Genomic DNA, 14,786 nt, shown 5'->3' on the forward strand with positions numbered 1-14,786 from the left:
ATATATCTGATGTATTCGGCGACTATATCGCGACATATCTCAAGTTGCACCAGTTCGGGTCTTGAGGCAAGGCCCGCGCGCCCGTCCATCGGACTTCCGTCCATCGCGCTCCCGCGCAGTCCGCGCTCTCACGCCGCTCCGCAGGCCTGGCACCGTTCGGCGGGTCCCGCACCGCTCCCCGGCTCCGCGGGGCGTCGCGACTCTCGCTCGGCTACGTGGGCGGAGGTTCAACCTGTGCCGCCCATGGGCGCCCTGGTGTCCACGTTCGAGGCGGGCCGAGGGCCTGCGGGCTTACACGGGAGGCGAGAGGGCATCGAGGTCTCCGGCCTCCGGGGGCCTGCCGCAGGGTCGACAGACTCACCGGAGGGTCCGGGTCGCCGGGGAGTCAACGGGATCGCAGGAGGGCCGACAGGCTCACCAGGCAGTCGATGAAGTCACCGCAGGATCGTCGGGCTCATCAGGTGGTCGATGAGGTCGCCGCAGGGACGGGCTCATCACGTAGTCGAAGAAGTCGCCGCAGGGACGGGCTCATCACGTAGTCGAAGAAGTCGCCGCAGGGACGGGCTCATCACGTAGTCGAAGAAGTCGCCGCAGGGACGCGCTCATCACGTAGTCGAAGAAGTCGCCGCAGGATCGACGGACTCACCGGAGAATCGCAGCGACGACAGGACAGGTGCGTGGGGGGCGTGGGGGCGCGGCGATGAGGAGGGCGTTCACCTGATCGTCGGTGGGTTGCGCCGCTGGTCCGGGGTGTCTCGGTTGGGATGGCGCTGGGTGGGGATGTTCTCCAGCACATGATCCTTTGGAGGGGGCGGGGATGGCGCTGATGGTGTTGGACCGTGAGTCGTTCCTGGCAGAGCCGCACATCGGGGCGCTGGCCGTACAGGATGAGGAGGGGCGCGGGCCGCTGGCGGTGCCGGTCTGGTACCACTACACGCCCGGCGGCGAGGTGGCCTTCCTGACCGACGGCGACTCGCGAAAAGCCCAGCTGGTCACGAAGGCGGGGCGGTTCACCCTCCTCGCGCAGAGGACGATCCCGACCTACCGCTACGTCTCGGTCGAGGGGCCCGTCATCTCCTCCAATCCCACCACACCCGAAGAGATGGCCAAGATCGTCGGGCGTTACATGCACGAGGACGCCGTCGACGGCTACGTCGCCCAGTCGAACCTCTCCGTGCTCGTGACGTTCCACATGCGTCCGGAGCGCTGGCTGTCGGCCGACCTGGGCACCATCTGACCCTCCGGTATTTTGTGGCGTGTGACTGCTATCGATCCCACCAGCACCGGCGCGTACGGCGTCGGGCTTGCCACCATTGCCGCCGACGGCACGGTTCTCGACACCTGGTTCCCTTCGCCCGAACTGGGCGAGCCGCCCTCCGTGGGCACCCAGCGCCTGTCCGCCGAGGAGGCCGGTGACCTCGCCGCGCTGATCGGCAAGGACGAGGCCCGCGGGGTCGAGGTGGTCGCCGTGCGTACCGGCATCGCCAAGCTGTCGGAGGCGCCCGCCGACGCCCACGACGCCTACCTTCGCCTGCACCTGCTGTCCGCCCGTCTGGTGCGCCCGCACGGCCTGAACCTGGACGGCGTGTTCGGCAAGCTCGCCAACGTCGTGTGGACCAACCACGGCCCGTGCGCCGTGGAGGGGTTCGAGCAGACGAGGGTACGGCTGCGCGCCAGGGGCACGGTGACCGTGTACGGCGTGGACAAGTTCCCGCGGATGGTCGACTACGTGGTGCCCTCCGGCGTGCGCGTGGCCGACGCCGACCGGGTACGGCTCGGCGCCCACCTGGCCGCCGGCACCACTGTCATGCACGAGGGCTTCGTGAACTTCAACGCGGGAACGCTCGGCGCGTCCATGGTGGAAGGGCGCGTCTCGGCGGGCGTCGTGGTCGGCGACGGTTCCGACGTGGGCGGCGGCGCGTCGATCATGGGCACGCTGTCGGGTGGCGGCAAGGAGGTCATCTCGATCGGCGAGCGCTGCCTGCTGGGCGCCAACGCCGGCGTGGGCATCTCGCTCGGGGACGACTGCGTGGTGGAGGCCGGGCTGTACGTGACGGCCGGGACCAAGGTGGCGCTTCCTGACGGGCGGGTCGTCAAGGGCAAGGAGCTGTCCGGCGCCAGCGGGCTGCTGCTGCGCAGGAACTCGCAGACGGGGGCGGTGGAGGCGGTTCCGCGTACCGGAACGGGCATCGAGCTGAACGCGGCCCTGCACGCCAACGACTGACCGAACCCGCGCTGTCGCCGATCGGGCAGGCCCGGTCGGCGACGGTCAGCCGGACGGCTCATCGGCGACTCGCCCGCCGACATCCCTGAACCGATGCGCGCCCGATCGTTCGTCGGGGACCGGAGACGAGGTTCGAGCGCGCCGGAGGCCGCCCTGATGGGGTCCGGGAACCGGCGAGCCGTCCGGGCCGGAGGCGCGGACGGCTCGGGTGCGACCGAGGTTCCAGGGGGTTCTCAACCCCCTGGAGGAGGCACTAGTGGGCGTGGGAGACGGCGGAGCCGATCGTGTGGACGCGCAGGGCGTTGGTCGAGCCCGGGGTTCCGGGAGGGGAACCGGCCACGATGACGACCTTGTCGCCCTTCTCCAGCCGTCCCAGGGACAGCAGCGAGGCCTCCACCTGCCTGACCATGTCGTCGGTGTGGTGCACGAACGGCACGTGGAACGTCTCCACCCCCCACGTCAGCGACAGCTGGCCGCGCACGTGCGGCGCGGAGGTGAACGCCAGCAGCGGGATCGGCGAGCGGTAGCGGGCCAGGCGGCGGGCCGTCTCGCCCGACATCGTGAACGCGACCAGCGCCTTGGCGCCGACGATCGCTCCGACCTCGGCCGCGGCGCGGGCGATGGCGCCGCCGGTGGTCTCGGGGAGGCGGTCGAGGCTGTGGGTGGCGTGCAGGGAGGACTTCTCCGCGGCGCGGGCGATGCGGTCCATCGTGGCGACGGACTCGATGGGGAAGGTGCCGACCGAGGTCTCGCCGGACAGCATGACGGCGTCGGCGCCGTCCATGACGGCGTAGGCGACGTCGGAGGCCTCGGCGCGGGTGGGGCGCGGGGCGTTCATCATCGAGTCGAGCATCTGCGTGGCCACGATGACCGGGCGGGCCTTCTCGCGGCACAGTTCGATGATGCGCCGCTGGACGATCGGCACCTCTTCGAGGGGCAGTTCGACGCCGAGGTCGCCGCGGGCGACCATGATGCCGTCGAACGCCTCGACGATCTCGGGGAGCCGCTCCACGGCCTGGGGCTTCTCGATCTTGGCGAGCAGCGGGAGCCGTACGGCCTCCTGCTCCATGATGTTGCGGACGACGTCGGCGTCGGAGGGGCGGCGCACGAACGACAGGGCGATCATGTCGAACCCGGTGCGCAGCGCCCAGCGCAGGTCGGCCTCGTCCTTGTCGGTGAGGGCGGGGGCGCTGACATTGACGCCCGGCAGGTTGAGGCCCTTGTTGTCGGAGATCATCCCGCCGATGACGACGCGGGTGGTGACGCGCTGGCCGTCGACGCGGGTGACCTCGAGGACGACGCGGCCGTCGTCGATGAGGATGGTGTCGCCGGCGCGCACGTCGGCGGGCAGCCCCTTGTAGGTGGTGGAGACCTGCTCGCGGTCGCCGGGGACGTCCTCGGTGGTGATGGTGAAGACGTCACCGAAGCCGAGCCGGACGGGGCCTTCCTCGAACGTGCCGACGCGGATCTTGGGACCCTGCAGGTCGGCGAGCACGCCTACACCCCGGCCGAGGTCGGCCGCCACCTCCCGCACCCGGTCGAAGACCTCTTTGTGCAGCTCGTGGGTGCCGTGGCTGAGGTTGAAGCGGGCAACGTCCATGCCTGCGCCGATCAGCTCTCTGAGCCGGTCGGCCGAGGAAGTGGCAGGACCGAGGGTACAGACGATTTTCGCGCGACGAGTCACGTGTCCTACCTTAATTGGTACAGACCACTTGGCAGTCACGCGCGGGAGAAATCCCGGTGACGACGTCTCCACAGGTACCCGACCCAGGAGGTAACCACAAGGACGGCCACGGCGAGCCGTACCAGGTTGGTGTATTCCTCCGGATAGATCACGCCCTCGATGTAGTGGTCGATGAATCCGGAGGGTGTCAGGCCCGCCACGCCGGCCTGGCGGCGCCCCCAGTCCTCGGCGAGGGTCAGGGGGCACTCGATGCCGGTGACGATGGAGAGCACGCCCCAGCCGGCGACCGCGAGGTGCGCCCAGAGGGTGCGCGGCCACCGCCAGGCGAGGAAGCCGCCGGCCGCCATGTAGGCGAGGAACAGGAAGTGCGCGACCATCGCGGCATCCGCGACCAGCCGGTACAGCACCCCATCCAGTACGGCAGGCACGTGTGAGCTCCTCTGGGGTCACCGGCCGGCGTCCGCCTGGTCGACGCCACTCGGGCGCGACGGCGGGCCGCCGTCACATCGCCCGTGGCGTGGACCTCGTGGACGCCGGGCCGGGAACCGAAACTTTCACCCCATGTCTACCTCGCCCGGCCCGCAGGGCGGGCCTTTCATGCCGGATGGCTCACGGTGCGATCGTCGCCGCCTTGTAGGCGTTGATCACTCCCCTGCCGTAGAACCCGTTCTTGGCCGTGTCGCCCTCGCAGACGTGCGTCTCCTCCTGGCCGAAGTACCGGTACTTGTAGGCTCTCGGCACCGGGCAGGCCTTCGGGGTGGCGCTCGAGTACAGCAGGCGCTCCACCGACGCCGGGTCCATGGACGTTCCGCCGGGGCCCGGCCTGCCGAAGCGGCTGATCAGGATCGCGGCCACGCCCGTGGCGTGGGGCGCGGCCATGGAGGTGCCGTCGAGGTACTGGTAGTAGGAGCACTGGCCGCCGTGGCAGTCACGGACGACCTCTGTCGTCTTCGGCCGCCCCGCAGCGTCGATCTTGTTCGTGGCGCGCATGACGGCCGTGGGCGCCGCCGCCAGGATGGACCTGCTCGTCGAGACGCCGCCGCCGTCGAGCACGTCGCCGCCGGGCGCGGACAGGTCCGTCTGCTCGACGCCGTAGTCGGAGTAGAGCGCCTTGCGGCCGGAGGGGCCGAGCCCGGAGATCGCGATGACGCCCTCCGACTCCGTCGGCACGTTGAGGCAGGAGTTGTCGATCGCGCGGGTCCGCTCGGTGTTCTTGGGGTAGTCGGGGCTCTGCTCGTCCTTGCGCGGACGGCCGAGGTCGGTGGAGCCGTTGCCGATCGCGGCGATGAGCGTGACGCCCTTGCTGCGCGCGTAGTCGAGGGCGCGCTGCATGCCGGTGATGATGCCGCGCTGCTCCAGCCGCTCGCGCTCGCTGTCGGCCTTGTTGTTCGGGCAGTTGAACAGCCAGGGGTCGAGGTAGTAGCTCATGTTCACCACGTCGATGCCGTTGTCGGCGGCGTAGGTGAGGGCGTCGAGGCTGGGCTTGAGGAAGAACATGCCCGAGTCCTGGCCTGCTCTGATGTTGACCAGTTGCACGTTGGGCGCGACGCCGGCGATGCCCTTGCCGTTGATCGGGGAGCCGATCGTGCTGGCGACGTGGGTGCCGTGGCCGTCGTCGTCAGCGTCGACGGGGTCCTGGCAGGTCCTTACCTCGCAGGGCCCGTCGAACGGCTGGCCGTTGGGGTCCTTCGGCCGGTCGGTCACGAAGTTGCGGCTGAGCGCGCGGTTGAAGTTGGGCGCGATGTCGGGGTGCTTGCCGTCGATGCCGGTGTCGATGACGCCGACGAGCACCTTCTTGTCACCTGGCGCGATCGTGTTGGCGCGGTCGGCGCCGATCATCTTCATGTCCCACTGCCTGGCGGCGAGCGGCTCGAGGGCGTTCTTGCCCGCTGTCTTCCTGCTCGCGCTCTTCCTGCCCGCGGCCACGTCGGGCGCGGCCGCCGTCGAGGTCGTCCCGGTTCGCGCGGCAGGTCCTTCGGGGAGTGACGGGCGGCGCGCGTCCACGTGGTCGCCTGCCCATTCGGGGTGGGCGGCCGCCCATTGCTGCTGGACCGCGGCCGAGGTGAATCCGATCGGGCGGTCGGTGGAGATGCCCACGATCGCCTTGTCATTGCTCAGTGTTTCGAGGAACGAGGCCACCACACCGTGTGCCACCACGTACCCAAGCCTCGGCTCGGTGGACAATGGCCGCCCACCGCTCGTCTCGATCGCCTCCAGCGCCTTGTCCTGACCGCCCGCCGCGTAGAAGACCAGGTAGTCGGTGCCGGGCGAGGAGTCCAGTCGTGGTTGGGTGGACCCGCAGGCGGCGAGCGGTATCGCCATCGCCGCCACCAGAATTCCGTATGTGACCCGCCGCATTGAAACCCCCCGTTTCGCTCACCACACGCACACGAGGGGAGCATCTTCTCGACACCATTCCCCGTCTGCAACTTATTCACCCTTTTGCGCTATTTATCGCATCCTTTGCAAGAAAGTGACGGTGAGCGATGGCCGGCGACACCGCATGCCGTACAGAAGGAGAGGCTTCGGTTCGCGCCGAGGCGTGTGGCGGGCGGGAACGCCGACAGAACAGCGCAGATCGCCAGGATCGGCACGAGCCAGACGAAGACGCCGGTAGGAACGTCGCCTCGCCGCCACGCGAATGCCCGGAGCGGCACCCCGATCAGCGCGAACCCGAGCCGGGGCGGGGCAGGCGCAGCAGCACGGTGGCCGCCACGGCCAGGGCGACGGCGCCCATCGGCAGGTTGGTGGAGAAGATCCGGCGCCGGTCGAGGTGCTCGGTGAGGTGGCCGCCGAGAACGGGACCGGCGATCGGGGGGGCCACCCCGGTCGCCGGTTTGTCGGACCGAGGCCGTGCCGGGTCAGGGACCCCTGTTCGATCATCAAGCATTCTTTGCAGACCCTGCAACGCCTGCAGGCTATGCACAGCCTGGAAGGTCCTTTGGGGACGTCAGGAGGTTGGCGTCCGGAACGTCAGGGATCGGGCGAGGCGTGCCGCGCGAGACGCGCGGCGCCCGCCCGAGGAGTCCTCGGGCGGGCGCTCGACGAAACGATCGTCAGACCAGCGGGCGTGCCGTCGGCATGATCGGGTACGGCAGCGCCGTCTCGCCGGTCAGGAACCGGTCCACGCCCGAGGCGGCCGCCCGCCCCTCGGCGATGGCCCAGACGATGAGCGACTGGCCACGTCCCATGTCCCCCGCGACGAAGACGCCGTCGACGTTGGTCATGTAGGTCTTGTCGCGCGCCACGTTCCCCCTGGCGTCGTACTCCACGCCGAGGTCCTGCAGCAGCGCGCCCTTCTCGGGCCCGAGGAAACCCATCGACAGCGTGACGAGCTCGGCCGGGATCTCCCGCTCGGTGCCGGGGATCGGCTTGAAGCCCGACTGCGGCCCCTCGACCTCGACCAGGCGCAGCGCCCGGACGTTGCCGTCGGCGTCGCCCGCGAACTCCGTCGTGGAGACCGCGTAGACCCTGTCGCCGCCGCCGTCGGACAGCTCCTCGTGCGCGCTCTCCATCTTGAACAGGATGGGGAACGTCGGCCACGGCTGCGAGCCTGGCCGGGCGGCAGGCGGCTGCGGCATGATCTCGAGCTGGGTCACCGAGGCGGCTCCCTGGCGGATCGCGGTGCCGATGCAGTCGGCTCCGGTGTCACCGCCGCCGATCACCACGACGTGCTTGCCGCGGGCGTTGATCGGGGAGTTCTCGAAGTCCTTGTTGGCGGGCGGCAGGTACTCCATCGCCTGGTGGACGCCCTTGAGGTCGCGTCCGGCGACCGCCAGGTCCCGCCAGGCCGTCGCGCCGCCCGACAGGACGACCGCGTCGAACTCCTCGCGCAGCTGGGCGGCGCTGATGTCGACGCCGACGTTCACCGAGGTCCTGAACTCGGTGCCCTCGGCACGCATCTGGTCGAGGCGCCTGTCGATGTGGCGCTTCTCCATCTTGAACTCGGGGATGCCGTAGCGGAGCAGCCCGCCGATGGCGTCGGCCCGCTCGAAGACCACGACGTCGTGGCCTGCGCGGGTGAGCTGCTGGGCGGCGGCCAGGCCCGCGGGGCCCGAGCCGACGACCGCGACCTTCTTGCCGGTCTTCCTGGCGGCGGGCTGCGGCGTCACCCACCCTTCGGCGAAGGCGTGGTCGATGATCTCGACCTCGACCCGCTTGATCGCCACCGGGTCGGAGTTGATGCCGAGGACGCAGGCCGCCTCGCACGGGGCGGGGCACAGCCTGCCGGTGAACTCGGGAAAGTTGTTCGTGGCGTGCAGCCGCTCGATCGCCTCGCGCCAGTCGTGGCGGTAGACGAGGTCGTTCCACTCGGGGACGAGGTTGCCGAGCGGGCAGCCGTTGTGACAGAAGGGGATGCCGCAGTCCATGCAGCGGGCGGCCTGCTTGGTCAGCTTCGGCGCGGGGAAGTCCTCGTAGACCTCCCGCCAGTCGCGGATGCGGACGTCGACGGGGCGGCGCGCGGGCAGCTCCCGGTCGTGCGTGAGGAAACCCTTGGGGTCGGCCATGGTGCGCCTCCTTAACCCTGAACCGCAGCGGTCATGACCGCCTCGTCGATGTCCCTGCCTTCGATGCGGGCGGCCTCGGCGGCCTGCAGCACCCGCTTGTAGTCGGTCGGCATGACCTTGCCGAACCTGGTGAGCGCGCCGTCCCAGTCGGCCAGCAGTTCCTTGGCGACGGGCGAGCCCGTCTCCTCGAAGTGCCTGCCGACGATCTCGTGCAGGAACTGCGCGTCCTTGTCGGTCAGCGGCTCGATGGCGACCATCTCGCGGTTGACCCGCTCGGCCCGCAGGTCGAGCAGGTAGGCGATGCCGCCCGACATGCCGGCGGCGAAGTTGCGCCCGGTCTGGCCGAGCACGACGACCTTGCCGCCCGTCATGTACTCGCAGCCGTGGTCGCCCACGCCCTCGACGACCGCGGTGGCGCCGGAGTTGCGGACGCAGAAGCGCTCGCCCACCACGCCGCGGATGAACACCTCTCCGGATGTCGCACCGTAAAGGGTGACATTTCCGGAAATGATGTGGCCGTCCAGCGGGGCGGTGTCGTGCGGGCGCACCGAGATCCGACCGCCCGACAGGCCCTTGCCGAGGTAGTCGTTGGCGTCGCCGGTCAGCCGCAGCGTCACCCCTCGCGGCACGAACGCGCCGAAGGAGTTGCCCGCCGAGCCGGTGAAGCTGATGTCGATCGTGTCGTCCGGCAGGCCCGCGCCCCCGTACCGCTTGGTCACCTCGTAGCCGAGCATGGTGCCGACGGTGCGGTTGACGTTGCGGATCGGCAGGTCGAGCGTGACCGGGGTGCCGTGCTCCAGCGCGCCCTCCGCCAAGGCGATGAGCGTGTTGTCGAGCGCGTGCTCCAGGCCGTGGTCCTGCGCGACGGTACGGCGCAGCGCCGTCCCCTCGGGCAGTTCGGGCCGGTGCAGGATCGGCGACAGGTCGAGGCCGTTGGCCTTCCAGTGGTCCTCGGCCGCGCTCATGTCGAGCAGCTCGACGTGCCCGATCGCCTCGTCGAGCGAGCGGAAGCCCAGCTCGGCCAGGTACTCGCGGATCTCCTCGGCGATGAACTCGAAGAAGTTCACCACGAACTCCGGCTTGCCGCTGAACCGGCTGCGCAGCTCGGGGTTCTGGGTGGCGACGCCGACGGGGCAGGTGTCGAGGTGGCAGACGCGCATCATGACGCAGCCCGAGACGACCAGAGGAGCGGTGGCGAAGCCGTACTCCTCGGCGCCGAGCAGGGCCGCGATGACCACGTCGCGGCCGGTCTTGAGCTGGCCGTCGACCTGGACGACGATGCGGTCGCGCAGGCCGTTCAGCAGCAGCGTCTGCTGGGTCTCGGCCAGGCCGAGCTCCCAGGGGGCGCCCGCGTGCTTGAGCGAGGTCAGCGGGGAGGCCCCGGTGCCGCCGTCGTGGCCGGAGATCAGCACGACGTCGGCGTGCGCCTTGGAGACGCCCGCGGCGACCGTGCCGACGCCGACCTCGGCCACCAGCTTCACGTGGACCCTGGAGGCCGGGTTGGCGTTCTTCAGGTCGTGGATGAGCTGGGCCAGGTCCTCGATGGAGTAGATGTCGTGGTGCGGCGGCGGCGAGATCAGGCCGACGCCGGGGGTGGAGTGCCTGGTCTTGGCGATCCACGGGTAGACCTTGTGGCCGGGAAGCTGACCGCCCTCGCCGGGCTTGGCTCCCTGGGCCATCTTGATCTGCAGGTCGTCGGCGTTGACCAGGTACTCGCTCGTCACGCCGAAGCGTCCGCTGGCCACCTGCTTGATGGCGCTGCGCCGGTTGAGGTCGTAGAGGCGCGCGGGCTCCTCGCCGCCCTCGCCGGTGTTGGACTTGCCGCCGAGCCTGTTCATCGCGATGGCGAGCGTCTCGTGCGCCTCGATCGAGATGGAGCCGTAGGACATGGCGCCGGTGGAGAAGCGCTTGACGATCTCCGACACGGGCTCGACCTCGTCCAGCGGCACCGGCGTGCGGCCGGAGGCGAACCTGAACAGCCCGCGCAGCGTCATCAGCCGCTCGGCCTGCGAGTCGACCAGGTCGGTGTACTCCTTGAAGATCTCGTAGCGGCGGCTGCGCGTGGCGTGCTGCAGCTTGAAGACCGTCTCGGGGTTGAACAGGTGCGGCTCGCCCTCGCGCCGCCACTGGTACTCGCCGCCCACGTTGAGGCGCCGGTGGGCGTTCTCGGCGCGGGGGTAGGCGTGACGGTGACGGGCGGCGGCCTCCTGGGCGAGGACGTCGAATCCGACGCCGCCCAGGCGCGAGGTGGTGCCGACGAAGCAGGTGTCGATGACCTCCTCGCCCAGGCCGAGCGCCTCGAAGATCTGCGCGCCGGTGTAGCTGGCGACCGTGGACACGCCCATCTTGGACATGACCTTGATGACGCCCTTGCCGTAGGCCTTGATGAGGTTGCGCACGGCCTTGTGCTTGTCGACCTGGAGCATGCCGGTGTCGACCATGTCCTCGACGGTCTCGATCGCGAGGTAGGGGTTGACCGCGCCGGCGCCGTACCCGATGAGCAGGGCCATGTGGTGGCACTCGCGCGCCTCGCCGGTCTCGATCACCAGGCCGATCTTGGTGCGGGTCTTCTCGGCGATGAGGTGGTGGTGCACCGCGCCGGTCAGCAGCAGCGACGGGATCGGCGCGAGCCGCTCGGAGAAGCCGCGGTCGGACAGCACGATGACGCGCGCGCCGCCCGCGATCGCCTCGGAGACCTCGGCGCAGATGGCGGCGAGCCTGTCGCGCAGCGCCTGGCCCCCGCCGGCCACGTCGTACAGGCCGCTGACGACGTAGGGGTGGAAGCCGGGCAGGTGGCCCTCGTCGTTGATGTGGATGATCTTGGCGAGCTCGTCGTTGTCGATCACCGGGTACGGCAGGACGAGCTGCCTGCACGAGGCGGGACCAGGGTCGAGCAGGTTGCCCTCGGGGCCGAGCGTGCTGGCCAGCGAGGTGACGAGCTCTTCGCGGATGGCGTCCAGCGGCGGGTTGGTGACCTGGGCGAACAGCTGGCTGAAGTAGTCGAACAGCAGCCGGGGCTTCTCGCTGAGCACGGCGACGGGCGTGTCGGTGCCCATCGACCCGATCGGCTCCTGGCCGTTCGTGGCCATCGGCGACAGGATGATCCGCAGCTCTTCCTCGGTGTAGCCGAAGGTCTGCTGCCGCTTGACCAGCGCCTCGTGAGTGGGGATCTCGTGGGCGCGGCCGGGCAGTTCCTCGAAGCGCACCAGGCCGGCGTGCAGCCAGTCCTCGTACGGGAGCGCGGAGGCCAGCTCGGCCTTGATCTCGTCATCCTCGATGATCTTGCCGCGGGCGGTGTCGATGAGGAACATGCGGCCCGGCTGCAGGCGGCCCTTGCGGACGACGTCCTCGGGCGCGAAGTCGAGCACACCGGCCTCGGAGGCCAGCACGACCAGGCCGTCGGCGGTCACCCAGAAGCGGCCGGGGCGCAGCCCGTTGCGGTCGAGGACCGCGCCGGCCAGCGTGCCGTCGGTGAAGGTGATCGAGGCGGGCCCGTCCCACGCCTCCATCATCGAGGAGTGGAACTCGTAGAAGGCCCGGCGGTCCGGGTCCATCTCGGTGTGGTTCTCCCACGCCTCGGGGATCATCATCAGCACCGCGTGCGGCAGCGAGCGCCCGCCCAGGTGCAGCAGCTCCAGCGTCTCGTCGAAGGAGGCGGTGTCGGAGCCGTCAGGGTCGCAGATCGGGAAGAGCCGCTCGAGGTCGCCGGGGATGAGGTCGGAGGCCAGCATGGCCTCGCGGGCGCGCATCCAGTTGCGGTTTCCCTTGACCGTGTTGATCTCGCCGTTGTGGGCGATGTAGCGGTAGGGGTGCGCGAGAGGCCAGCTCGGGAAGGTGTTGGTCGAGAAGCGCGAGTGCACCAGCGCGATCGCGGTGTCGTAGCGCTCGTCGGACAGGTCGGGGAAGAACGGCTCGACCTGCAGCGGGGTGAGCATGCCCTTGTACACGATCGTGCGGCTGGACAGCGAGGGGAAGTAGACGTCCGCCTCGTGCTCGGCTCGCTTGCGCAGGCAGAAGGCGAGCCTGTCCAGCTCGAGGCCGCTCTCGCCGCGCGGGCTCGAGACGAAGAGCTGGCCGAAGTACGGCATGACCGCGCGGGCGCTCGGGCCCGCGTTCGAGGTGTCCACGGGAACCTCGCGCCAGCCGAGGACCGTCAGGCCCTCCTCCGCGGCGATCTCCTCGATGAGACGCACGGCGGCCTGGCGTGCCTCGCCGTCGACGGGCAGGAACCCCATGCCCACGGCGTAGTGGCCCTGCTCGGGCAGGGCGAAGTCGGTGGCGGCCCTGAGGAAGCGGTCCGGGACCTGCGTCAGGATCCCGGCACCGTCACCGGTGTCCGGCTCGCTACCCTTTGCTCCCCGGTGGTCGAGATTGCACAGGGCCGTCAGCGCCTTCACGACGATCCCGTGACCACGTCGCCCGTTCACGTCCGCGACCATGGCCACGCCGCAGGCGTCGTGCTCGTTGGCGGGGTGGTAGAGGCCCTGGGGCTCGGGGAAGCCGAGGTGGGCAGCAGGCATTGAATCCCTCCCGTCGTCATCGTCTGCTTTGGTGTTGCAGGCGGGGACGACGTTGGCCCTGCTGCGATTCAGTGGGTAGAGGGTATCGCACCCTGCCGGAATAGTGCCCACCAGGTCCACATCGCGAACATTCACAAGATTCCGGTATGCGGACTCTCCTGTCCCAACACCCGATACCTTTCCCTCATTCCCCACCTTTGTCCGCATCTCCCGCGACGCCTCGCGAGGCGATCACGAACGGCCCTGCCCGGCGTCCACGGCTAAGGTTGCTTCATGGAACGCGACGGCCTGGAGGCCCTGCTGGCGAGCGCCGGGATCGACAGCAGGCGGCTGCGCCACGCCCTCATGCTCGTCTGCGACACCCAGTGGTGGACGCTGGCCGACCTGGTCAGGGAGAGCGCCACGTCCAGGCGCTCGATCGAGGCCCTCCTGCGCGAGCTCCGGCTCGAACGGCAGGGCGAGCGCTTCCGCGTGCCGCTCCTGCACACCCCCGACTACCAGGACCTGTTCGCGGTCAGCGAGCCGCCCGCCGACCCCGTCGCCCACCTGCTGCCCCACTACGAGCACGTGGTCAAGCGCATGCGGGACCTCATCGGGCAGGCGCCGGCGGCCAGGCAGGCGCTCGACCACGTCTCCGCCACCGCCGAGACCGTCGTCCGTCGCGCCCTGCTGCTCGGCGCCAGGTTCTGGCTGCCGGGGGCGCGTGTGCTGTGCGTCGGCGACCACGACCTGACCTCGCTGGCGATACGGCTGGTGCATCCCGAGTGCGAGGTGACGGTCGTCGACATCGACGAGCGCATCCTGGCCTACATCGACGCCCAGGATCTCGGCGTCGTGACGCGGTGGGCCGACCTTCGGCTCGGGCTGCCCGCGTCGGCGCGCGAGCACGACCTGGCCGTCACCGACCCGCCGTACACGCCCGAGGGGGTCGGCCTGTTCCTCGGCCGGGCCGTCGAGGGGCTGAAGGACGACGGCAGGATCCTGCTGGCGTACGGGGCCAGCGAGCGCACCCCCATGCTCGCCCTGAAGGTGCAGCAAGCGCTGTCCGCGCTCAACCTCACCTACGAGACCCTCTATCCCGACTTCAACCGCTATTTCGGCGCGGAGGCGATCGGCTCCGCCGCCGACCTGTACATCCTGCGGCCCACGACCAAGACCCGCCCCGCCGTAGCGGCCCGCGTCGACAAGCTCGCCACCGCGATCTACACCCACGGCCCGCAGTCGATCGAGTCCGCGCCCTCCGCCGGCGAGCGGCCTGACGCGGAGCAGGACTTCACGCCCGACCTGCTCGTCGGCGACTGGCCGAAGGACCTTCCCCAGCCGCGCGCCAAGCTGTCCACCTGGCTGGCCAAGCCGCACGCGTCCGCGCCGTCGAAGGTGGCGATCGCGGTACCCGCGGGGCTCGAGGCGGCGCTCCCCCGCCTGCTGCTGGCCGGCCGCGCCGCGCACGTGCGCGTCCGGCTCGCCGTGCCACCGCGCGAGCTGCCGGTGGTCACGACCGTCTACGCGGTCACGGTCGACGACGGCGCGCTGGACGCGGTACGGCTGCCGCCGCCCTCCGACGAGGAGGGCAGGCTGGTGCGCCGCATCCTCGACAACGCGCACGGGAAGCTGGCCAACACCTGGCGGGAGGGGCTGATCGCGTCCGCGACGGCTCGGGGGATGACGCTGACCAAGAACGACGCCCGCACGCTCATCAGGGCGGCGGCCCCGTGGTCGGAGTCGGTCACGGTGCTGGAAGCGCCGCTCCACCGCCTGGAGTCGCTGCCCGCCGCCGTCGCCGCGACGCTGGCGGCGCTCAACGGCTGACCCGCGGACGTCCCCGGGCGTCGGCATCGGTGGGGAACAGG

General features: G+C 70.2%; 9 protein-coding genes. 3 read left to right on the forward strand and 6 right to left on the reverse strand.

The genetic code is table 11. From position 1 onward, the window contains the following. Positions 1 to 826 precede the first annotated feature (826 nt). Together ACFSKW_RS40210 and dapD are read left to right on the forward strand one after the other, a co-directional pair. A complete protein-coding gene (locus ACFSKW_RS40210; protein WP_379579141.1) occupies positions 827 to 1,237 on the forward strand; it encodes a pyridoxamine 5'-phosphate oxidase family protein in 411 nt (136 codons plus the stop codon). A gap of 21 nt (positions 1,238 to 1,258) precedes the next feature. Then, positions 1,259 to 2,224, forward strand: a complete 966-nt coding sequence (gene dapD / locus ACFSKW_RS40215) for a 2,3,4,5-tetrahydropyridine-2,6-dicarboxylate N-succinyltransferase (RefSeq protein ID WP_379579143.1) — start codon at positions 1,259 to 1,261, stop codon at positions 2,222 to 2,224. 253 nt (positions 2,225 to 2,477) lie between these two features. Here the strand turns inward: dapD and pyk are convergent, their stop codons facing one another. From pyk to gltB, 6 genes are all read right to left on the reverse strand, one after another. After that, entirely contained in the window at positions 2,478 to 3,908 is a 1,431-nt protein-coding gene (pyk, locus tag ACFSKW_RS40220; protein ID WP_379579145.1) for a pyruvate kinase, read from the reverse strand. A 35-nt stretch (positions 3,909 to 3,943) separates the two neighbouring features. After that, complete coding sequence (locus tag ACFSKW_RS40225) at positions 3,944 to 4,336, reverse strand: DUF2784 domain-containing protein (RefSeq protein ID WP_379579147.1); 393 nt, start codon at positions 4,334 to 4,336, stop codon at positions 3,944 to 3,946. Between the two features lie 181 nt (positions 4,337 to 4,517). Beyond that, positions 4,518 to 6,230 (reverse strand): S8 family peptidase, encoded by a 1,713-nt coding sequence (locus ACFSKW_RS40230; RefSeq protein ID WP_379579149.1) that lies wholly within the window; start codon positions 6,228 to 6,230, stop codon positions 4,518 to 4,520. Between the two features lie 340 nt (positions 6,231 to 6,570). Beyond that, positions 6,571 to 6,732 carry a hypothetical protein gene (locus tag ACFSKW_RS40235; protein ID WP_379579150.1) on the reverse strand — a complete coding sequence of 54 codons (162 nt, stop codon included), beginning with the start codon at positions 6,730 to 6,732 and terminating at the stop codon, positions 6,571 to 6,573. 232 nt (positions 6,733 to 6,964) lie between these two features. Continuing rightward, entirely contained in the window at positions 6,965 to 8,416 is a 1,452-nt protein-coding gene (locus ACFSKW_RS40240) for a glutamate synthase subunit beta (protein WP_379579152.1), read from the reverse strand. A gap of 11 nt (positions 8,417 to 8,427) precedes the next feature. Further along, complete coding sequence (gene gltB, locus ACFSKW_RS40245; RefSeq protein WP_379579154.1) at positions 8,428 to 12,936, reverse strand: glutamate synthase large subunit; 4,509 nt, start codon at positions 12,934 to 12,936, stop codon at positions 8,428 to 8,430. Between the two features lie 273 nt (positions 12,937 to 13,209). On the opposite strand from gltB, the gene ACFSKW_RS40250 reads away from it, so the two are divergent. Continuing rightward, positions 13,210 to 14,745, forward strand: a complete 1,536-nt coding sequence (locus ACFSKW_RS40250) for a bis-aminopropyl spermidine synthase family protein (protein WP_379579156.1) — start codon at positions 13,210 to 13,212, stop codon at positions 14,743 to 14,745. Positions 14,746 to 14,786 lie beyond the last annotated feature (41 nt).

It is taken from the genome of Nonomuraea mangrovi, from assembly GCF_042681425.1.
GTDB classification, from domain to species: domain Bacteria; phylum Actinomycetota; class Actinomycetes; order Streptosporangiales; family Streptosporangiaceae; genus Nonomuraea; species Nonomuraea mangrovi.